This is a genomic window from Loktanella sp. IMCC34160 (assembly GCF_004145845.1).
Classification (GTDB): domain Bacteria; phylum Pseudomonadota; class Alphaproteobacteria; order Rhodobacterales; family Rhodobacteraceae; genus SELP01.
This window is the reverse complement of the sequence record NZ_SELP01000001.1, coordinates 364,997-385,363: the sequence shown is the minus strand read 5'-3', so window position 1 is coordinate 385,363 and position 20,367 is coordinate 364,997. Positions and strand designations below refer to the sequence as shown.

Annotated in this window: 17 protein-coding genes; 12 read left to right on the top strand and 5 right to left on the bottom strand. The window is 62.5% G+C overall.

Going from position 1 to position 20,367, the window contains the following annotated elements:
- Positions 1–159 precede the first annotated feature (159 nt).
- The 7 genes from xdhA (at position 160) to EU803_RS01875 (ending at position 9,434) form a co-directional block, all read left to right on the top strand.
- Positions 160–1,524 (top strand): xanthine dehydrogenase small subunit, encoded by a 1,365-nt coding sequence (gene xdhA / locus EU803_RS01905; RefSeq protein ID WP_129679189.1) that lies wholly within the window; start codon positions 160–162, stop codon positions 1,522–1,524.
- The gene (xdhB, locus tag EU803_RS01900) at positions 1,521–3,821 is read left to right on the top strand and encodes a xanthine dehydrogenase molybdopterin binding subunit (protein WP_129679187.1); all 2,301 of its coding nucleotides are present in this window, start codon (positions 1,521–1,523) and stop codon (positions 3,819–3,821) included. The genes xdhA and xdhB overlap by 4 nt, the downstream gene beginning before the upstream one ends.
- Positions 3,818–4,768, top strand: a complete 951-nt coding sequence (gene xdhC / locus EU803_RS01895) for a xanthine dehydrogenase accessory protein XdhC (RefSeq protein WP_129679185.1) — start codon at positions 3,818–3,820, stop codon at positions 4,766–4,768. The genes xdhB and xdhC overlap by 4 nt, the downstream gene beginning before the upstream one ends.
- Complete coding sequence (locus tag EU803_RS01890; RefSeq protein WP_129679183.1) at positions 4,749–6,278, top strand: ABC transporter ATP-binding protein; 1,530 nt, start codon at positions 4,749–4,751, stop codon at positions 6,276–6,278. The genes xdhC and EU803_RS01890 overlap by 20 nt, the downstream gene beginning before the upstream one ends.
- Positions 6,265–7,350 carry an ABC transporter permease gene (locus EU803_RS01885; protein ID WP_129679181.1) on the top strand — a complete coding sequence of 362 codons (1,086 nt, stop codon included), beginning with the start codon at positions 6,265–6,267 and terminating at the stop codon, positions 7,348–7,350. Before EU803_RS01890 ends, EU803_RS01885 begins: the two co-directional genes overlap by 14 nt.
- Positions 7,350–8,264 carry an ABC transporter permease gene (locus EU803_RS01880; protein ID WP_129679179.1) on the top strand — a complete coding sequence of 305 codons (915 nt, stop codon included), beginning with the start codon at positions 7,350–7,352 and terminating at the stop codon, positions 8,262–8,264. Before EU803_RS01885 ends, EU803_RS01880 begins: the two co-directional genes overlap by 1 nt.
- 87 nt (positions 8,265–8,351) lie before the next feature.
- Positions 8,352–9,434, top strand: coding sequence for a BMP family ABC transporter substrate-binding protein (locus tag EU803_RS01875; RefSeq protein ID WP_165352751.1), 1,083 nt, complete (start codon positions 8,352–8,354; stop codon positions 9,432–9,434).
- A gap of 47 nt (positions 9,435–9,481) precedes the next feature.
- On the opposite strand, the gene EU803_RS01870 is transcribed toward EU803_RS01875, so the two are convergent.
- The 3 genes from EU803_RS01870 to EU803_RS01860 are packed head-to-tail and all read right to left on the bottom strand — an operon-like array spanning position 9,482 to position 10,861.
- Positions 9,482–10,147, bottom strand: a complete 666-nt coding sequence (locus EU803_RS01870) for a DUF2306 domain-containing protein (protein ID WP_129679177.1) — start codon at positions 10,145–10,147, stop codon at positions 9,482–9,484.
- 47 nt (positions 10,148–10,194) lie between these two features.
- Entirely contained in the window at positions 10,195–10,353 is a 159-nt protein-coding gene (locus EU803_RS01865) for a helix-turn-helix transcriptional regulator (protein WP_242494272.1), read from the bottom strand.
- A gap of 58 nt (positions 10,354–10,411) precedes the next feature.
- Positions 10,412–10,861, bottom strand: a complete 450-nt coding sequence (locus EU803_RS01860) for a hypothetical protein (RefSeq protein ID WP_129679173.1) — start codon at positions 10,859–10,861, stop codon at positions 10,412–10,414.
- Between the two features lie 190 nt (positions 10,862–11,051).
- Here EU803_RS01860 and EU803_RS01855 point away from each other — a divergent pair, with 190 nt between their 5' ends.
- The gene (locus EU803_RS01855) at positions 11,052–12,125 is read left to right on the top strand and encodes an FAD-dependent oxidoreductase (protein WP_129679171.1); all 1,074 of its coding nucleotides are present in this window, start codon (positions 11,052–11,054) and stop codon (positions 12,123–12,125) included.
- A gap of 70 nt (positions 12,126–12,195) precedes the next feature.
- Here the strand turns inward: EU803_RS01855 and EU803_RS01850 are convergent, their stop codons facing one another.
- Positions 12,196–14,703 carry an FAD-dependent oxidoreductase gene (locus EU803_RS01850; RefSeq protein ID WP_129679169.1) on the bottom strand — a complete coding sequence of 836 codons (2,508 nt, stop codon included), beginning with the start codon at positions 14,701–14,703 and terminating at the stop codon, positions 12,196–12,198.
- A 151-nt stretch (positions 14,704–14,854) separates the two neighbouring features.
- On the opposite strand from EU803_RS01850, the gene panC reads away from it, so the two are divergent.
- From panC to uvrB, 4 genes are all read left to right on the top strand, one after another.
- Entirely contained in the window at positions 14,855–15,712 is an 858-nt protein-coding gene (gene panC / locus EU803_RS01845; RefSeq protein WP_129679167.1) for a pantoate--beta-alanine ligase, read from the top strand.
- Complete coding sequence (panB, locus tag EU803_RS01840; RefSeq protein WP_129679165.1) at positions 15,709–16,521, top strand: 3-methyl-2-oxobutanoate hydroxymethyltransferase; 813 nt, start codon at positions 15,709–15,711, stop codon at positions 16,519–16,521. Before panC ends, panB begins: the two co-directional genes overlap by 4 nt.
- Before the next feature lie 129 nt (positions 16,522–16,650).
- Positions 16,651–17,208, top strand: a complete 558-nt coding sequence (locus EU803_RS01835) for a hypothetical protein (RefSeq protein WP_129679163.1) — start codon at positions 16,651–16,653, stop codon at positions 17,206–17,208.
- 127 nt (positions 17,209–17,335) lie between these two features.
- Positions 17,336–19,519, top strand: coding sequence for an excinuclease ABC subunit UvrB (gene uvrB / locus EU803_RS01830; RefSeq protein ID WP_129679161.1), 2,184 nt, complete (start codon positions 17,336–17,338; stop codon positions 19,517–19,519).
- Here the strand turns inward: uvrB and EU803_RS01825 are convergent.
- Positions 19,516–20,319, bottom strand: a complete 804-nt coding sequence (locus EU803_RS01825) for a DUF3800 domain-containing protein (protein WP_165352750.1) — start codon at positions 20,317–20,319, stop codon at positions 19,516–19,518. The genes uvrB and EU803_RS01825 overlap by 4 nt on opposite strands.
- Positions 20,320–20,367: the final 48 nt, after the last annotated feature.

The following is a 20,367-nucleotide window of genomic DNA, read 5'->3' as shown; positions in this document are numbered from 1 at the left end:
TCTGCGACACCGCGCCTCACCACCCTTGCCCGAATCCGGAAACAAGGCTTTGTTTGATCCACCAACAGGGAGCGCTGATTTTACGCCGCATCGGGTCAGCGCCGAGCGAAAGAGGCCCGGAAAGGTCCACGCAAAACAGAAGGCGGCCGAGAATTAGGCATGACCGAGATCACGTTTCTTCTGAACGGAGAGACCGTGCGGGTGGCAGCCGATCCAACCCGAACCTTGCTTGACTGGTTGCGGGAAGATCAGGGACTCACAGGAACCAAAGAAGGGTGCAACGAAGGCGATTGCGGCGCGTGCAGCGTTGTCGTCACCGACGAAAAGGGCGTGCGCGCCCTGAACGCCTGCATCCTGTTCCTGCCCCAGTTGCACGGCAAGGCAGTTCGCACCGTCGAAGGCATGGCGGGGCCTGATGGCACCCTCCACCCGGTTCAACAGGCCATGGTCGACCTGCACGGGTCGCAATGCGGCTTCTGCACGCCGGGGTTCATCTCTTCGATGGTCGCGGGCCATATGCAGGGCCGCACGGATCACGACGTGGTTCTGGCGGGCAACCTGTGCCGCTGCACCGGCTATGCGCCGATCATCCGCGCGGCCGAAGCGGCCGAGGCGGAAGATGCGCCGGAGTGGCTGGACGATGACGCGGCGGAACTGGACGTCGCGCCGCTGTCCATTGCCCCGGAAAGTGTTGACGAACTTGCGGCCTGGTACGCCGACAACCCAGATGCCACGCTGATCGGCGGGGCGACGGATGTGGGCCTCTGGGTTACCAAACAGATGCGCGACCTGCCCAAGGTGGCGTTTCTGAACCGCTGTGCGGACCTGAAGGGGTTTGATCTGTCTGGTGACGTGATCCGCGCCGGCGCGGGTGTGACAATGACCGACATGTATGAAACCATGCAGGTCTATCACCCCTCCTATGCCGGCATGATCCGCCGCTATGCCTCGGAACAGGTGCGCAATGCGGCCACCCTTGGCGGCAACATTGCCAACGGGTCGCCGATCGGGGACAACCCGCCGGTGCTGATCGCCCTTGGCGCCACCTTGCACTTGCGCAAGGGCAGCACCCGCCGCGATATCCAGCTGGAAGATTTCTTTATCGACTATGGCAAGCAGGACCGCGCGCCCGGCGAATTCGTCGAGGCGGTCAGCTTCCCGAAATCCGCGCCTGCCCTGAGGGTCTACAAGATTTCCAAAAGGTTCGATCAGGACATTTCCGCGGTCCTTGGGGCCTTCAATGTGACCGTCGCGGATGGAAAAGTGACAGACGCCCGGATCGCATTTGGCGGGATGGCGGGCATTCCAAAGCGGGCGAAGGCCGTGGAAGACGCGCTGATCGGAAAGGATTGGTCGGAGGCGACGATTGACGCCACCCTGCCCGCCTTTGCAGCGGATTTCACACCTCTCACGGACATGCGCGCCTCGGCCGATTACCGGCTGGAAGCCGCGCAGAACCTGCTCTGCCGCTACTTTGCCGAGTTGAACGGGCAAGCAACCAATGTGCTGGAGGTGCGGGCATGAGCGTGACGAAACCCCTTCCCCACGACAGCGGTCCGCTGCACGTCACCGGTCAGGCCCGCTATGTGGATGACATCCCGACCCCTGCGAACTGCCTGCATCTGGCGTTCGGCACCTCGTCCATTGCGCGCGGCACCGTCACCGCGATGGACCTTGACCCGGTTCGCACGGCCCCCGGTGTTGTCGCGGTTCTGACCGCCGACGACCTGCCTTTCGCCAATGACGTCAGCCCGTCGATCCATGACGAACCGCTGTTGTCGGTCGGCACGGTTCACTATGTCGGCCAGCCGATTTTTGTGGTCGCGGCGACCAGCCACCATGCGGCCCGCCGCGCGGCAGCCAAGGCGCGGATCACCTATGCCGAAGAGGCGCCGATCCTGACCGTGGATCAGGCGGTCGCGGCAGGTCAGTATTTCGACGACGGCCCGCGCGTCTGGCAAAAAGGCGACACCGATGCGGCGCTGGCCGCCGCCCCGCACCGTCTGCGAGGACGGCTGGAAATGGGCGGGCAGGAGCATTTCTATCTGGAAAGCCACGCCTCCATGGTCGCACCGCAGGAGGGCGGCGATGTGGTTGTCTATTCCTCGACCCAGCACCCGACCGAGATTCAGCACAAGGTGGCCGAGGCGCTGGGCGTGCCAATGAACGCCGTCCGGGTCGAGGCCCGGCGCATGGGCGGCGGCTTTGGTGGCAAGGAAAGCCAGGGCAACGCGCTGGCCTGTGCCTGCGCCGTGATTGCGGTGAAAACCGGCCGCCCGGTCAAGATGCGCTATGACCGCGACGACGACATGACGATCACCGGCAAACGGCATGATTTCCGGATCGACTATGACGTTGGCTTTGACGACACGGGCCGGATCAAGGGGATTGATTTTCAGCAATACACCCGTGGCGGCTGGGCATTGGACCTGACCATCCCGGTCGCCGATCGGGCGATGCTGCATGCCGACAACGCCTATCTGCTGGACCACGCGCGGATCACATCGCACCGGTTGCGGACCAATACCCAATCGGCCACGGCCTATCGCGGGTTCGGCGGACCGCAGGGGATTTTCGGCATCGAACGGGTGATGGACCATATCGCCCATACCCTTGGCCTTGATCCCATCGCGGTCCGGCAAGTGAATTATTACCACAATATGGGGCCGGTCCGCGCGGGCAAGGTTAGCGGCAACACCACGCCCTATGGGATGGAGGTGCGGGATTTCATCCTTGATGAAATGACCGAAAAACTGCTGGCGGACGCGAATTATGCCGACCGCAAGGCGGCGATTGCTGACTGGAACGCCAAGAACCCGATCCTGAAGCGCGGGATTGGCTTTAGCCCAGTGAAATTCGGGATCAGCTTTACTCTCACCCACCTCAATCAGGCCGGGGCGCTGGTGCATGTCTATCAGGACGGGTCGATCCACCTGAACCACGGCGGCACCGAAATGGGACAGGGGCTGTTCCAGAAGGTGGCCCAGGTCGCGGCCAGCCGGTTTGGCGTGGATGTGTCGCTGGTCAAGATCACCGCGACCGATACCGGCAAGGTGCCCAACACCTCGGCCACGGCGGCCTCCAGCGGGTCGGACCTGAACGGGATGGCCGCCAAGGCCGCCTGTGACACGATCCGCGACCGGATGGCGAACTGCCTTGCCGAATTGCATCAATGCCCGGTCGAACGGGTCCGTTTCGAAGACGGCAAGGTGCGGGTCGGCGACAACGAAATGACCTTCGAACAGGCCGCCGCCACCTGTTATCAGAACCGGGTCAGCCTCTCGGCCACAGGGTTCTACAAGACGCCCGATCTGTCCTGGGACCGGGCCAAGGGCCAGGGCCGCCCGTTCTTCTATTTCTCGCATGGCGCGGCGCTGACCGAAGTGGTGATCGATACGCTGACCGGAGAAAACCGCATCCTGCGGACGGACATCATCCACGATGTCGGCCGGTCCCTGAACCCGGCGCTGGACAAGGGTCAGGTCGAGGGGGCCTTCGTGCAGGGTGCGGGCTGGCTCACGACCGAGGAACTGGTCTGGGACGACAAGGGGCGGCTGCGCACCCACGCGCCGTCGACCTACAAGATCCCGGCCTGTTCGGACCGGCCCGAGGTGTTCAACGTCGAGCTTTGGGACGGCGAAAACCCCGAGGCGACGATCTACCGGTCCAAGGCCGTGGGTGAACCGCCCTTCAACCTCGGCATGTCGGCCTTCTTTGCGCTGTCGGATGCGGCGGCGGCCTGTGGCCCGAATTATCCGATGCTGGACGCCCCGGCGACCGCCGAACGTGTCCTGCAAGCGGTCAAGAGGGCGCGGGGATGAGCCTTGATCTGACCATACTGCGGGAGGCGGTTGCCGAACACGGCAGCGTCGTCCGGGTATTGGTCACCGCCGATGCCGGGTCCGCTCCGCGCGGCGCGGGCACCTCCATGCTGGTCTGGGCGCATGGCCAAAACGGCACCATCGGCGGCGGAGAGCTGGAATATCGGGCGACCCAAGACGCCCGCGCCCTGCTTTCCGCCAAGCAACCCATCCGACAGCGGACCCTGCCGCTTGGCCCGTCGCTGGGCCAATGCTGCGGCGGGTCCGTCACATTGGTCTGGGAACGGTTCGACCAGACCAACCTACCTTCCTCCCTGCCTTTCGCGCGGCCGCTGCCCGGCTCGTCCGGTCCAGTCCCCGCATCGGTCGCGCGAAAGGTGGCCAATCTGCGCCCCGGCGCCCAACCCGTCGTTCAGGACGGCTGGCTGATCGAGGTGGCCGAGGCCCTGCCGGAAAAGCTCTGGATCTGGGGGGCGGGCCACGTCGGGCGCGAGATCGTCGATATTCTGGCCCCGATGCCGGGCTATGCGATCACCTGGGTCGACACCGGGCATGACCGGTTCCCGGCCGATGTTCCTGCGGGCGTCACCGCCCTGCCCGCCGCCGATCCTGTCCTGTTGGCGGCCCATGCGCCGCAGGACGCGCAGCACATTATCCTGACCTACAGCCACGACCTTGACCTGAAACTCTGCGACGCCCTGCTGCGGCGCGGGTTCGGCAGTTGCGGGGTCATCGGCTCTGCCACCAAATGGGCGCGCTTTCGCAGCCGTCTTGGGGCCTTGGGCCATACCGCTGAACGAATTTCCCGGATCGCTTGCCCAATCGGCGACCCGGCACTAGGAAAGCACCCCCGCGCCATCGCGCTGGGGGTCGCAACGAGCCTGATGAAACAGGCCGACACCCACAACAACAGGGGGACCGCAGGTCGTGACAGACACACTGCTTGAACTATCGGGCCTGACCAAGGCCTACCCCGGCGTCGTCGCCAACAGCGATGTCAGTTTTTCCATCAAGAAGGGCGAAGTGCACGCCCTACTGGGGGAAAACGGGGCCGGGAAATCAACACTGGTGAAGACGATCTACGGATTGGTCAAACCGGACACGGGGACCATGACGCTGGAAGGGGCTTCGTTCCAGCCCAGCGAACCACGCGCCGCGCGGGCATCCGGTATTGCCATGGTGTTTCAGCATTTTTCGCTGTTCGACGCGCTGAACGTGGCCGAAAACATCGCCCTTGGCATGGAAAATCCGCCGAAGATGGGCGACCTGGCCCGCCGCATCCGCGAAGTGTCGGAAACCTATGGCCTGCCGCTGGACCCTGACCGGGTCGTCGGCGACCTGTCGGCTGGGGAACGTCAGCGGGTCGAAATCATCCGCTGCCTGCTGCAAGATCCGAAACTTCTGATCATGGATGAGCCGACCAGCGTTCTGACCCCGCAAGAGGTTGAAATCCTGTTCGAAACCCTGCGCAAGCTGCGGGCAGAAGGCACGTCGATCCTCTATATCTCGCACAAGCTTGAAGAGATCCGGGCGCTGTGTGAACACGCCACTATCCTGCGGTTGGGCAAGGTCGTGGGCACCTGCGACCCGCGCGAAACATCGGCCCGCGACATGGCCGAAATGATGGTCGGCGCCACGCTGCATGTCCCCGAAAAGGCCGACAAGGCACAGGAAGGCGATGTGGTTCTGGCGATCAGCGGCCTGTCCGCCCCTGCCCCACACCAGTTCGGCACCGCGCTGAAGGACATCAGCGTCGAGGTCCGCGCGGGCGAGGTTCTGGGCATCGGCGGCGTGGCTGGCAACGGTCAGGACGAATTGGTCGCCGCCCTGTCGGGCGAGATGAAGACCAAACCCGGCATGATCAGCTTCAAGGGCAATTCGGTGGGGCATCTGCCCCCCAATGCCCGCCGCAAGGCCGGGATTGCCGCCGCGCCGGAAGAACGCAACGGCCATGCCGCCGCCCCCGATATGTCGCTTGTCGAAAACGCCGTGCTGACTGGCGCGGTGCGGATGGAACTGACAGACGACCGGGGCTTTGTCCGTTGGGCCAAGGCCAAGGACTTTGCCGAGCAGGTGATCGAAACCTTCGACGTGCGCACCCCGGGCAGCCATGTTGCCGCCCGCGCACTGTCGGGCGGGAACCTGCAAAAATTCGTCATCGGCCGGGAGATTATGCAACGCCCCGAGGTTCTGATCATCAATCAGCCGACATGGGGCGTGGACGCGGCCGCAGCCGCCTCTATCCGGCAGGCGATCCTTGACGAGGCCGCCGAAGGTGCGGCGGTAATCGTGATCAGCCAGGATCTGGACGAGCTTATGGAAATCTCGGACCGCTTCGCGGCCCTGAACGAAGGCCGCCTGTCGGCCCCGCGCCCGGCCAAGGGCCTGACCATCAAGGAAATCGGTCTGATGCTTGGTGGCGCACACGATATGGAGGTGGCCCATGTTGACGCTTGAGAAACGCCCGCAGCCGTCGCAGGCATGGACCTACCTTGCGCCCCTCGTGGCCGTGGTCGTGACCATGATCGTCGGCGGCGCGGTCTTTGCCATGCTGGGCAAACCGCCGCTGGAATCGATCCGCACCATTTTCTGGGACCCGCTGTTCGGCGAATTCGCGGCCTTCGACCGGCCCGAACTGGTCAAGAAGGCGGGGCCGCTGGTCCTGATCGCGCTGGGCCTGTCCTTCGGGTTTCGCGCGGGCATCTGGAATATCGGGGCCGAAGGACAATACATCATGGGCGCCATCTTCGGCGCCGGGATCGCCCTTGCCTTCTACCCGATGGAGGCCCGCTGGCTGATCTTCCCGCTGATGATCATCGCGGGCATGGTCGGCGGCATGCTCTGGGCAATGATCCCGGGGCTGTTGAAGGTCAAGTTCAAGACCAACGAAATCCTCGTCTCGCTCATGCTTGTCTATGTCGCGGATTTCATGCTCGACTCCATGTCGCTTGGACTGCTGCGCAACCCCGAAGGTCACGGGTTCCCGGGCAGCCGGAACCTGCAACAATATGCATCGGCCTATAACGGCGACCTGATCGCCGGGACCGGTCTGCATTGGGGTGTCATAGCGGCGCTGTTCGCGGTGGTCGTGTCCTACATCGCCCTGTCGCGGCATATCTTCGGCTTCAACGTCCGGCTTGCCGGGCAGAGCCCCCGAGCGGCGGCCTTTTCCGGGGTCAATGCCAACCGGCTGGTTCTGGTCTGCATGGGGATCTCGGGCGCTCTCGCCGGGGCCGCCGGCATGTTCGAGGTGGCCGGCCCCTCTGGTCAGATCCTGTCGAGTTTCAACGTGGGCTACGGGTTCACCGCGATCATCGTCGCCTTCCTTGGCCGGTTGCATCCGATCGGCATCCTGCTGGCGGGCTGCCTGATGGCGCTGACCTATATCGGCGGGGAAACCGCGCAGCTGACGCTGGGCCTGCCCCGGTCGGCGGTGCAATTGTTCCAGGGGATGCTTCTGTTCTTCCTGCTGGCGGTTGACCTGTTCACCAACTTCCGCATCCGCCTGACCGCGAAGGAGGCCGCGTAATGGACCTTTCTGCAATCAACCCAATCCTTCTTCTGGCCTCTCTCATGGTGGCGGCGACGCCGATCATGCTGGCGGCGATCGGGGAACTTGTCGTCGAACGGGCCGGGGTTCTGAACCTTGGGGTCGAAGGGATGATGATCACCGGCGCGGCCTGCGGCATGATCTTCGCCTATAACACCGGCAACGCCTGGCTCGGCTTCGCGGGCGCGGCGGCGGGCGGGATGGCCCTGTCGTTCCTCTTTGCGATCCTGACCCAGTATTTCCTGTCCAATCAGGTGGCGACCGGGCTTGCCCTGACCCTGTTCGGGCTGGGCCTGTCCGCCCTTTTGGGCCAAAACTATGCCGAGGCGCGGCCCCCGGCTTTCCCCAAGATGGATATCCCGATCCTGTCCGATATCCCGGTTCTCGGCCCGATCGCCTTCAACCATGACCCGATGGTCTATGTCGGGCTGATCCTTGTGGCCGGTGTCTGGGCCTTCCTGAAATTCAGCCGCGCCGGGTTGGTCCTGCGGGCGGTGGGGGAAAACCACGAAGCGGCCCATGCGCTGGGCTATCACGTGATCCGCATCCGTATCCTTGCCATCCTGTTCGGCGGGGCCTGCGCCGGGTTGGGCGGGGCCTATATCAGCCTTGTCCGGGTGCCGCAGTGGACCGAAGGGATGACCGCCGGTGCAGGCTGGATCGCGCTGGCCATTGTTGTCTTTGCGGGCTGGAAACCGGTCCGGCTGCTGCTGGGTGCCTATCTTTTCGGCGGCGTCACAGTTCTGCAGTTGAACCTTCAGGCGGCAGGGCTTGCGATTCCCGTCGAATACCTCTCAATGTCGCCCTACATCGCGACGATCCTTGTGCTTGTCATCCTTTCCGCCGGCCGCGCGCCCGGTTCGCTTGGCAAGACATTCCACGCCTCTCGCTGAGGCATCGACCCGTCCCGCGCCCGGATCTGCCGGGACGGGGCAACAATGACGGGGCGGCAAACGCCCCACCAACTGGGAGACTGAAAAGTGAAAAGAAGAACACTGCTTGCAACCGGCACCACCGCCGCCATGGCCGCCGTTCTGGGCGCGCCCCTGCGCGCGCAGGAACCGCTGAAGGTCGGCTTCGTCTACGTGGGCCCGATCAACGACGGCGGCTGGACCCAGCACCACCACCATTCGGCCAAGGAAATGGAAGAACACTTCGGCGGTGCCGTTGAACTGCTCTATCAGGAATCCGTACCGGAAGGCCCGGACGCCGAACGCGTGATGACCCAGATGGTCCGTCAGGGCTGCAAACTGATCTTCACCACCTCCTTCGGCTACATGGACCCGACGATCAACGTCGCCGCCCGTTTCCCCGATGTGAAGTTTGAACACGCGACCGGCTACAAGACCGCCGAAAACGTGTCGGCCTATTCCGCCCGCTTCTACGAAGGCCGCGCCATTCAGGGCACCCTTGCCGGTCGCATGACCAAGTCGAACAAGATCGGCTACATCGGGTCGGTTCCGATCCCGGAAGTCGTGCGCGGCATCAACTCGGCCTTCATCCACGCCCGCAAGGTGAACCCGGATGTGGAGTTCAAGATCGTCTGGATCTTCGAATGGCTGAACCCGGCCAAGGAAGCGGACGCCGCCAAGGTCCTGATCGAACAGGGCTGCGACGTGATCCTGCAGCACACCGACTCCACCGCGCCGCATGCCGCCGCGAAAGAGGCCGGGAACGTCTACACCTTCGGTCAGGCCGCCGACATGGCCGAGTTTGGCCCGATGCCGCGCATCTCGTCGATCATCGACAACTGGGCGCCCTACTACATCGAACGCACGCAGGCTGTGCTGGATGGCACCTGGACCAGCGTCAATACCTGGGACGGCATCGGCGCTGGCATGGTCGGCATCGGCGAAATCTCCTCGGCTGTGCCGGAGGAATACAAGGCCGAAGCAGAAGCGATGCGCGACGCAATCGCGGCGGGCGACTATCACCCGTTCACCGGCCCGATCAACAAGCAGGACGGCAGCCCGTGGCTGGCCGAAGGCGACGTGGCCGATGACGGCACCCTTGCCGGTCTGAGCTTCTACGTTGAAGGGATCGAAGGCGACATCCCGTCCTGATCCGGTTCATATGACAGGGAAAGGCCCGCCAAACGGCGGGCCTTTTTCTATTCGGCAGGCGCAACGCGCGGGGCGCGGCGTGATCGACGCAAGACCCACAATTCCACGACCGCAAGGTTGATCGCCCAACCGACGATCAGGATCAGCCCAAGGATGGGGTCGTCAATCAGCCCGAAGGCAAGGAAGTAGGGCATGAACAGTAGCCTTTGGGTCGCGGGGCCAAGCGCCAGCGCATAGCTTCGCAAGATCCAGGCCCGATGCGCGGCGACATTGCCTTTCAGGATGGATCGCAGCCCCAGCGTCAGTGTAGTCAGCATCGCGCCCCCGAAAAACAGGTTCGACAGAAGCGTGGTCATCCCGCTGATCAGGGGAAAGGTCAGCGCCATCCAGATCGCGCTTGCCCCGGCGGCCACCCCGCCAAGGACAAACATCCGCCCGGCCAGCTTGTGCAGCCAGCGCCGCCGCAGTCGCACGCGCGGGTTGACCTGCAGCGGTCCGAGCAGCAGCATCAGCGATCCGCCAATGATGTGCAGCGAGATCGGCACGGGATTGGCCACATAGGTTTCGCTGTCGGGGATCGGCTCGATCCAGCCCAGCGCGGAAGCCAGCGAAAAGATCCCCATCAGGAAAATCGGCAGGCTGCCCAGAAGCCAAAGCCAGATGGAAATGGCCCAGGGCGAGGTGAGGCGGGTAGGCAAAAGGGTACGGGTCACGGGAAATCTCCTTTCCGTGTTGGTCAGTCGGATTGGCCAGTTGGCCCTTAGTCGGGGAGGTAGCTGAAGACCTCTTCCAGCGGTTTGTCGAAGACAGCGGCGATCTGGAACGCCAGCTCAAGCGTCGGGGAATACTTGGCGTTTTCGATGGCGATGATCGTCTGTCGGGTGACGCCGACGCGTTCGGCGAGTGCCTTTTGCGTCATCTCGTCTGCTTCGAACCGAAGCTTGCGAATGGAATTGCTGATACGAAGTTTCGCCATATCAAAGCCATGCCCGATAGCGGGCCATGCGTGCAAGGTTTCCGGTCAGATCACCCAGCGCGAACCCCGCAAGGATCAGGCTGAGCGCGGCGACGGCCGTCCATCCAAAGGCCAACCCGACAAGCGCGGCGATGAAACCGGCACTTGCCACGACCATCGTGACCCGCATCCCGTAGATGCTGATCTGGTGATCCCTCTCGTCGCTGATCAGCTCGGGCTTTGGGTTGTTGGTGGCGATCGAATAGAGGATTTCGAACAGGATGGTTCCGACGATGGTTGCACCGATCGAAACCGGGATCATCCAAAGCACGGTCTTCGCCCAGACGGTCAGACCATCGGCTGCATCAAAGGCGCCGGTTTCATGCAGGGCCCAAAGTCGGGACCCAAAGACGAAGATGATCCCAAGGTTGATCAGGATCGCGATCAGGGTGTTGCGTTCTGTGTGTGTCATAGCAGGCTCTCTCGGCATCATGGTGTAAAAAATCTTTTACCTGATGTATGCCTGACGATACAACGTGTAAAGTATTTTTTACATATCCACATTAACAGTATGAAATTTCAACGTAATTCTTGGTTTTCTTCTTTCGTCGATATGACCCGAATGCGATGGTCGCCCCCGAATCCGGGGCTGGAGGTGTGCCATGTTCGACTTCATCGTGATCGGCGGGGGAATCGCCGGGGCCTCGGTCGGCGCCCGTCTGTCCGCGCTGGGATCTGTCATCCTGCTCGAGGCGGAAGACGCGCTGGCCTACCACACGTCGGGTCGGTCGGCCGCGCTGTACGAGCCGAACTACGGCAGCCCGGCGATCCGCGCCCTGACCGCCGCAAGCCGGGATTTCTATACCGCGCCGGATGCGGGATACCTGTCGCCCCGCGGGTTGTTGCTGGTTGCCGGACCCGAGGAGCGCGCCGCCTTTGACGCCGACGTTGCCAGCATGTGCCTGACCCCTGTCACGATGGCAGAGGCGCTTGCGATGGTTCCAATTCTCGACCCCGAACGGGTGGCGCTTGCGGCGCATAATCCTGGCGCATGGGATATTGATACGGACAAGGTCGTGCAGGATTTCGCCCGGATCATCCGTCAGTCTGGCGAGGTCCGGCAGGCGTTCCGGGTTAGCGCCATTAGCAAGACCGCGACAGGCTGGGCCGTATCCACAGGCGCCCACACCGTTGAAGGACGGACCCTTGTGAATGCCGCCGGGGCATGGGCCGATCAGGTTGCCACCCTTGCCCAAGTCCCGCCCATCGGCCTGACCCCCTACCGCCGGTCCATGGCCCGTATCCCCGCGCCAGAAGGGCAGGACGTGTCCCGCTGGCCCATTCTCTTTGGCGTCGGTGAAACCTGGTATGCCAAGCCCGACGCCGGGGCGCTGATTGTCTCTCCGGCCGAGGAAGACCCGACCAAACCGCATGACGCCTGGGCCGATGACATGACCCTTGCCGAAGGGCTGGCCCGATACGAGGACCACGTCACCGCCCCGGTCACCCGGATGCTGTCAAACTGGGCGGGCCTGCGCAGTTTCGTCGCCGACAGGAACATGGTTCTTGGTCCCGACCCGGTAGACCGGTCTTTTATCTGGTGTGCGGCGCAGGGAGGATACGGGTTTCAGTCTGCTCCGGGCTACAGTCAGTTCGTGGCCGACCTTGTCGCCGGAACGTCACCCGAAATCGGCGCAGACGTGGCCGCGGCCCTATTGCCCGACAGGCTGCGTTAGGGTCGGGATCCAGTCCGCCCGCACCACCGAAAAAAAGGTAGGGCGGCCGATTGGCCGCCCTTACCGTTTCTCAGCCGTCCTTGCGGATGACTTCGTTCTTCGGGTCGTAGGGGCTGTCGCAGGTCACGACGGCATCCCACAGCTGGTCCAGGATCTTGACCTTCAGCTTGGTGCCTTCCACGGCCATCTCGGGTTTGACATAGCCCATGCCGATGGATTTCTCGAAGGCCACCGAATAGCCGCCCGAGGTCAGACGACCGACGCGGGTGCCATCCTCGGCATAGAGTGCCTCGCGGCCCCACGGATCAGCATCGGCCGGACCGTCGATCAGCAGGGTGCAGCACTTGGACCGGACACCGGTTTCCACCAGTTTGTCCTTGCCATGGAACTCCTTCTCGAGATCGACAAAGCGCGGCAGATCGGCCTCAAGCGGGGTCGCGTCGCGGCCCAGTTCATTGCCGAAGGCGCGGTAGGATTTCTCCTGACGCAGCCAGTTCTGGGCGCGGGCGCCGACCAGCTTCATCCCGTGCTTTTCGCCGGCCTTTTCCAAGAGGTCGAACAGGTAGTTCTGCATCTCGATCGGGTGGTGAAGTTCCCAGCCCAATTCGCCGGTATAGGCCACGCGGATCGCGTTGACCGGGCACATGCCCAGTTCGATCTTGCGGGCCGAGAGCCACGGGAACCGCTTGTTCGACAAGGCGGTTTCCGGATCTGCATCGTTGATGACCTCTTTCAGGACATCGCGGGATTTCGGCCCGGCGATGGCGAAGACGCCCCACTGGGTCGTCACGTCCTGAATTTCGATGTAGCCGAATTCGTCCATCTTGTCTTCGGCGGCCTTGCGCAGGAAGTCGGCGTCGTACTCCGTCCAGGCGCCCGCCGAAACGAGGTAGTAGTTGTTCTCGCCGTTGCGGACGATGGTGTATTCGGTCCGGGTGGTGCCGTTCGAGGTCAGCGCATAGGTCAGGTTGATCCGGCCGACTTTGGGCAGCTTGTTGCAGGTGAACCAGTCAAGGAACTGGGTCGCGCCGGGGCCTTTGACGACATGCTTGGAAAACGCGGTGGCGTCGATCAGGCCAACACCGTTGCGGATCGCCTTGGCTTCTTCCACGGCATATTGCCACCAACCGCCGCGACGGAAGGACCGGCTGTCGTGGTCGAAGGTTTCGGGTGCGTCCAGCGGGCCATAGTAGTTCGGACGTTCCCAGCCGTTGACGAAACCAAACTGGGCGCCGCGGGCCTTCTGCCGGTCATAGGCCGGGGCGGTCCGCAGCGGGCGGCAAGCCTCGCGCTCTTCATCCGGGTGGTGCAGGATGTAGACGTGGCTATAGCATTCTTCGTTCTTGCGGGCCGCGAATTCGGTGGTCATCCAGTTGGACGAATACCGCTTCGGGTCGAGGCTCGCCATGTCGATCTCGGCCTCGCCGTCGACCATCATCTGGGCAAGGTAGTAGCCGGTGCCGCCTGCGGCGGTGATCCCGAAGGAGAAGCCTTCGGCCAGCCACATGTTGCGCAGGCCCGGCGCCGGGCCGACCAGCGGGTTGCCATCGGGGGTGTAGCAGATCGGGCCGTTGAAGTCGTCCTTCAGACCGCTATCGGCACAGGACGGCACGCGTTCGGCCATCGCCATGTATTGATCCGCGATCCGGTCCAGATCCAGCGGGAACAGGTCGGCGCGGAAGCTGTCCGGCACGCCATGTTCGAACCGGGCCGGGGCACCATGTTCGTAGATGCCAAGGATCCAGCCGCCGCGTTCCTCGCGAGCGTAGGATTCATTGTCGGCGTCACGCACGACCGGGTGTTCGGGGTTGCCCGCTTCGCGCCATTTGACCAGTTCGGGGTCCTTGTCCATGACGATGAAAGTGTGTTCCACCGGGATAGCGGGCATCTTGATGCCTAGAAGCTTGGCGGTGCGCTGCGCGTGGTTGCCCGACGCGGTGACGACATGCTCGGCGGTGATGACGACCTTTTCGTCCGTCTCGACCAGGTTGCCGCCCTTTTCCGCCATGACGGTGCAGGTGACTTCCCAATGGGTGCCGTTCCAGTGGAAGGCATCGGCCTGCATCTTGCGGACAATCTCGACCCCGCGCTGGCGGGCGCCCTTGGCCATCGCCTGCGTCACGTCGGCGGGGTTAATATAACCGTCCTCGGTGTGATAGATCGCGCCCTTCAGATCGTCGGTCTTGATCAGCGGCCAGCGTTCCTTGATCTGGTCCGGGGTTAGCCATTCGTATTTCACGTCGCAGGTTTCGGCGGTGGACGCATAAAGCATGTATTCGTCCATCCGGTCTTGCGTCTGGGCCATGCGCAGGTTGCCAACCACGGCGAAACCGGCGTTCAGGCCGGTCTCTTCCTCAAGCGTCTTGTAGAAATCGACTGAGTATTTGTGGATGTGGGTGGTCGCGTAGGACATGTTGAACAGCGGCAGCAGGCCAGCCGCGTGCCAGGTGGAGCCAGAGGTCAGCTCGTCCCGTTCGATCAGCATGACATCGTCCCAGCCGGCCTTGGCCAGATGGTAGGCGATCGAGGTGCCAACGGCACCGCCGCCGACGACAAGAGCTTTGACTTGAGTTTTCATTGGCCGACTCCATTGGGCAGAATTGCGGGCAATTTGTCGGAAACCATTCCGTTGCGTGGGAACCAGCCGACATATGGAAGACTGAATGCGACAGCGCCTGTTGTGAAGCCCCGCGCGGCACCGTATCAAAAGGGCAAACGAGGGACGGATCATGTACATCTGCCGCACCATCAACGACATACGCCAGACCGTCCGGGCGTTCCGGGACGCGGGTGAAACCGTTGGCCTTGTGACCACGATGGGCGCGCTTCATGCGGGCCATATGTCGTTGGTGGCCGAGGCGGCGGGCGTTCATGACCGGGTTGTCGCCACGATCTTTGTGAACCCGACCCAGTTCGGAAACCCGAAAGATCTGGAAGCCTACCCAAGGACCGAGGCGGACGATCTGGCCAAGCTGGAGGCCGCAGGGGTTGATGCGGTGTTCATTCCAACGGTCGGGGAAATGTATCCAGACGGCGACGAGACCATCGTTGAAACCACCCGGCTGGCCAATATGCTGCACGGGCTGGTGCGCCCCGGCCATTTCCGGGGGGTCGCGACGGTCGTGACCAAACTGTTCAACATCGTGCAGGCCGATGCCGCCTATTTCGGGGAAAAGGATTATCAGCAATTGCAGGTGATCCGCCGGATGGTGCGCGACCTGCATCTGCCGATCCACATTGTCGGGGTCGCCACCGTGCGCGAGGCGGACGGGCTTGCCATGTCGTCCCGCAATGTCCGCCTGACGCCCGAGGATCGCGCGGCGGCCGTCTGCCTGAACCAGTCGCTGTCCGACGCCGAAGCGGTCGCCGCGGGTGGCGGCACCGTCGAGGATATGGCCGAGGCGATCCGCGCCCGGATCAACGCCGAGCCACGCGCGCGACTGAAGGCGGTGGACATCGCAAAGGCCCTGACCCTTGACCCCGCCACCGGCCCGTTGACCGGCCCGGTCGGCATCATGATTTCCGCCGAATTCGGCCCCGAGGACAACGCCGTCCTACTGATAGACCAAAGGGAGATCGCCCCATGAGCGCCCAGAACGAACAGGTCCGCCGCACGACCGTGCCGCAAATCCGCAGCCGCAAGGGGGGCGAGCCGATCGTTTCGCTCACCTCCTATCACGCCCATACGGCGGCGCTGGTCGACAAATATGCGGATTTCATCCTTGTCGGCGACAGTCTGGGCATGGTCATGCATGGGATGGAAAGCACCGTCGGCGTGCCGCTTGACCTGATGATCATGCACGGCAAGGCGGTGGTGCGCGGCACGAAAAAGGCGCTGATCGTCGTCGACATGCCCTTTGGTACCTACGAGGAAAGCCCCAACATGGCCTTCCGCAATGCCGCCAAGATCATGAAGGAAACCCAGTGTCAGGCGGTCAAGCTGGAAGGCGGGGCGCGTATGGCCGAAACGATCCGCTTTTTGGTCGAACGCGGGATTCCGGTGATGGCCCATATCGGCCTGACGCCGCAATCCGTGAACACAATGGGCGGGTTCAAGGTGCAGGGCCGGGACGAAGCCGCGTGGCAGGTGCACATCAACGATGCCAAGGCCGTGGCCGATGCGGGCGCCTTTGCCGTCGTCGTCGAGGGCGTCGTCGAAGAACTTGCCGACCGGATCACCGAGGCGGTCGATATCCCGACCATCGGTATCGGCGCATCGGCCAATTGCGACGGCCAGATCCTCGTGCTGGAAGACATGCTGGGCCTGAACCCCTGGACCCCGAAATTCGTCAAGGTCTATGGCCAGCTTGGCCCGATGATCGAAGAGGCGGTGAAGACCTACGCCGAAGAGGTCCGCGACCGCAGCTTCCCCGGCAAGGACCAGGTCTACAAATAGGCCAGCCGTGGCTGTCACAGACTGAAACCTTGTGTGACGGGCGCACGGATTGCGGGCGTCGCCAAAATGTCCTCCTTGCCGATTGCGGACCATTTCTCGGTCCGCGTTTTCGAGTGAAAGGAAACGGACATGAATCGTCGTTTCATATTGGCCGCGATGGGCGGGCTTGCCATTGCCGCCTGCGCGCCCCTGCCCAACACCAACCCGATCAGCCGCGAGGTCCGGGCAAGCCTGACCTTTTCAGAGGTGAGCGTCAGCACCGATGGCACCGCCTTTGAAAGCGTCCGCGCCAGCGACTATTCCAGCCGCCTTGCGCCCGATCTGCGGGGCATGATCGAACGGGAATTCGCCGACCGCATGTCGACGGGCGGTGTCCGCATGGTCGTTGATATCGCCCGGCTGAATGTGGCCGGGGCGACGACCACCGCTTTCGGGCGTGACCGGTCCCTGTTGCAGGGGCAGGTGCAGATCATCACGAATGATGGCCGCGTTCTTGGCACCTATGCGATCAACGTCGTGGCCGGCGACGCCGCCGAAACCACCGCGGGGGCCGTCATTGATGCCGCGATCCAGTCCGGCGACGGATATTACCGCGACCTGCTGGACGCCTTTGCCCAGGACACCCGCGAACAGGTGCTTGGCGGCGACCTGCCCGGCCAGCGCCTCATCCGTCAGCTTTCGAACTAACGCGCAGTTGGTTTCGGGCCGGTCAATCAGGACCGGCCCGACATACTGACAGCAGGCTGTCAGCAGCCCCCCTTGAACCGGAACAAAATAGGCACAATTGTAGCGGCTCAGCCCCGGAGAGTCGTTCATGCACAACAACCGCCCCGATCAGATGCCGATGATGCACCGCGCTCCCAAACAGCGCGAGAAGCTGGAAGGCGGCAAGCGGTTCGTCATGCAGACCGAATTCCAGCCCGCGGGGGACCAGCCCAAGGCCATCGCCGAACTTGCCGACGGGGTCATGGAAGGCGAACGCGATCAGGTTCTGCTTGGGGCCACGGGCACCGGCAAGACCTATACCATGGCCAAGGTGATCGAAGAGACCCAGCGCCCGGCCATCATCCTTGCCCCGAACAAGACACTCGCCGCCCAGCTTTACGGGGAATTCAAGGGGTTCTTCCCGGACAACGCGGTCGAGTATTTCGTCAGCTACTACGACTACTACCAGCCAGAGGCCTATGTGCCCCGGTCCGACACCTATATCGAGAAGGAATCCCAGATCAACGAACAGATCGACCGGATGCGCCACTCGGCCACGCGGGCGCTTCTGGAACGGGATGACGTGATCATCGTGGCTTCGGTGTCCTGCATCTACGGCATCGGGTCGGTCGAAACCTATTCGGCGATGACCCAGGACCTGCATATCGGCAAGCTGTATGACCAGCGGCAGGTCATGGCCGACCTTGTGGCCCAGCAGTACCGGCGCAACGACGCGGCCTTTCAGCGGGGCAGTTTCCGGGTGCGCGGCGACAGCCTCGAGGTCTGGCCAGCCCACCTTGAGGACCGGGCCTGGAAACTGTCATTCTTCGGGGAAGAACTTGAAACCATTACCGAATTCGACCCGCTGACCGGGCAGCGCACGGATACGTTCGAGAAAATACGTATCTACGCCAATTCCCACTATGTCACCCCGCGCCCGACCATGCAGCAGGCGATCAAGGGGATCAAAGAGGAACTCGCCGTCCGGCTGAAGCAGTTGCAGGACGAGGGCAAGCTGCTGGAAGCGCAGCGCCTGGAACAGCGCACCAATTTCGACCTCGAGATGCTGGAGGCAACCGGTGTCTGCAATGGGATCGAAAACTATTCCCGCTACCTGACGGGTCGCGCGCCGGGCGAACCGCCCCCCACCCTGTTCGAATTCATCCCCGACACCGCCATTGTCTTTGCCGATGAAAGCCATGTCTCGGTCCCGCAGATCGGCGGCATGTACAAGGGCGACTTCAGGCGCAAGATGACGCTGGCCGAACACGGGTTCCGCCTGCCGTCCTGCATGGACAACCGACCCCTGAAGTTCGAGGAATGGGACGCCATGCGGCCGCAATCCGTCTTCGTTTCCGCGACCCCGGCGGCGTGGGAGCTGGAACAGACCGGCGGCGTCTTCACCGAACAGGTGATCCGGCCCACCGGTCTTCTGGACCCGATGGTCGAAATCCGCCCCGTGGAAATGCAGGTGGACGATCTCTTGGACGAGGTGCGCAAGGTCAGCGCCGCGGGCTTCCGTACCCTTGTCACCACCCTGACCAAACGCATGGCCGAGGACCTGACCGAATACATGCACGAACAGGGGATCAGGGTCCGCTACATGCATTCGGACATCGACACCATCGAACGGATCGAGATTCTGCGCGACCTGCGGCTGGGCGCCTTCGACGTGCTGATCGGGATCAACCTGCTGCGCGAGGGTCTGGATATCCCCGAATGCGGGCTGGTGGCCATTCTGGACGCAGACAAGGAGGGGTTCCTGCGGTCCGAAACATCGCTGGTGCAAACCATTGGCCGGGCCGCGCGAAACGCCGAAGGGCGCGTCATCATGTATGCCGACCGGATCACCGGAAGCATGGAACGGGCGATGCGCGAAACCGACCGGCGCCGCGCCAAGCAGATGGCCTATAACGAAGAACACGGGATCACCCCCGCCACCGTCAAGAAGAACGTCGAGGACGTTCTGGCGGGCCTTTACAAGGGCGACGTGGACATGAACCGGGTCACGGCCAAGGTCGACAAACCCCTGCACGGCGCCAACCTGGAGGCAGTTCTGGACGGGCTGCGGACCGACATGCGCAAGGCCGCCGAGAACCTGGAGTTCGAAGAGGCCGCCCGGCTGCGCGACGAGATCAAACGGCTGGAAACCGTGGACCTCGTGGTGTCCGACGATCCGCTGGCGCGGCAATACGCGGTGGAAAAGGCCGTGGAAGACGGGAAGAAGGCCGCCGGACGGTCAACGGCGGGAAGGCCGGGGCAGAGGGGCGGAGTGAAGCGGCGGGGACGTTAGGCAGATTTTCTCATTGGAAATGCTCTCATTCTACGAATTCTTTCCTCTACGTCCTTGTCAAGATCTAGCTGCTCTAGGCTGTGAATGCATTTAAGGCCGTTTCCAATGATCCTGCCCCTTTCATCCGCCCCAAATCGTTTCGAAAGTTCCTCCAAATACCTTGGCTCTGGTATGAAAAAATTTGAACGAGTTTTGTTGGAGCATTGATAGACGGCGTGTGCGGCCAAATCAGCGAACTTCAATAGTGGTTCTTGAGGCTTGGCGAGCGCGGTTATGGCAAACGGGTTAAAGACTCGCAGGTATCTCGCGTCCGAGTGCATTGGATTGTCTTTTATCTTGCCGATGTAACGGCGCATAGCATCGTAGTCATGGTTGCGGCTTTCGAAGACCACACGTGGCTCTGTGCTCCCCAAATCCTTTGAAAGGAGATACTTTCCAACACGCTCCAGAAGGTATACTGCGCATTTATTGTAAAATTTGTCAGGATCGTTCCTAATACGCTCAGAATATTCTCCGAGTGTGCTCTTATTTGAGACTACGGCGAAGAACCGTAGGTTAATTCCTGCCGCTTTTCGCGACCAATACACCGTTTGGGAGTGCCCCAAATCTGTTGCGTGGTCCGAGTGTTTTCCAATTTTCGCCTCAACTTCAGCTAGTACAGATTTGGCATTTATCGTCACCGCATTTGGCATGACCGCAGCGGCCAGCACGAAGTACGGTGACGCACCGGGAGAAATGTCGGTACGTACTTTGGAAATTCCAGCTTCACCACTTTCATCAATGAATACCGAAACAGACAAACTCAAGACCTCTTGAGGTGATTCAATATTATTAGCCTAACATTAATT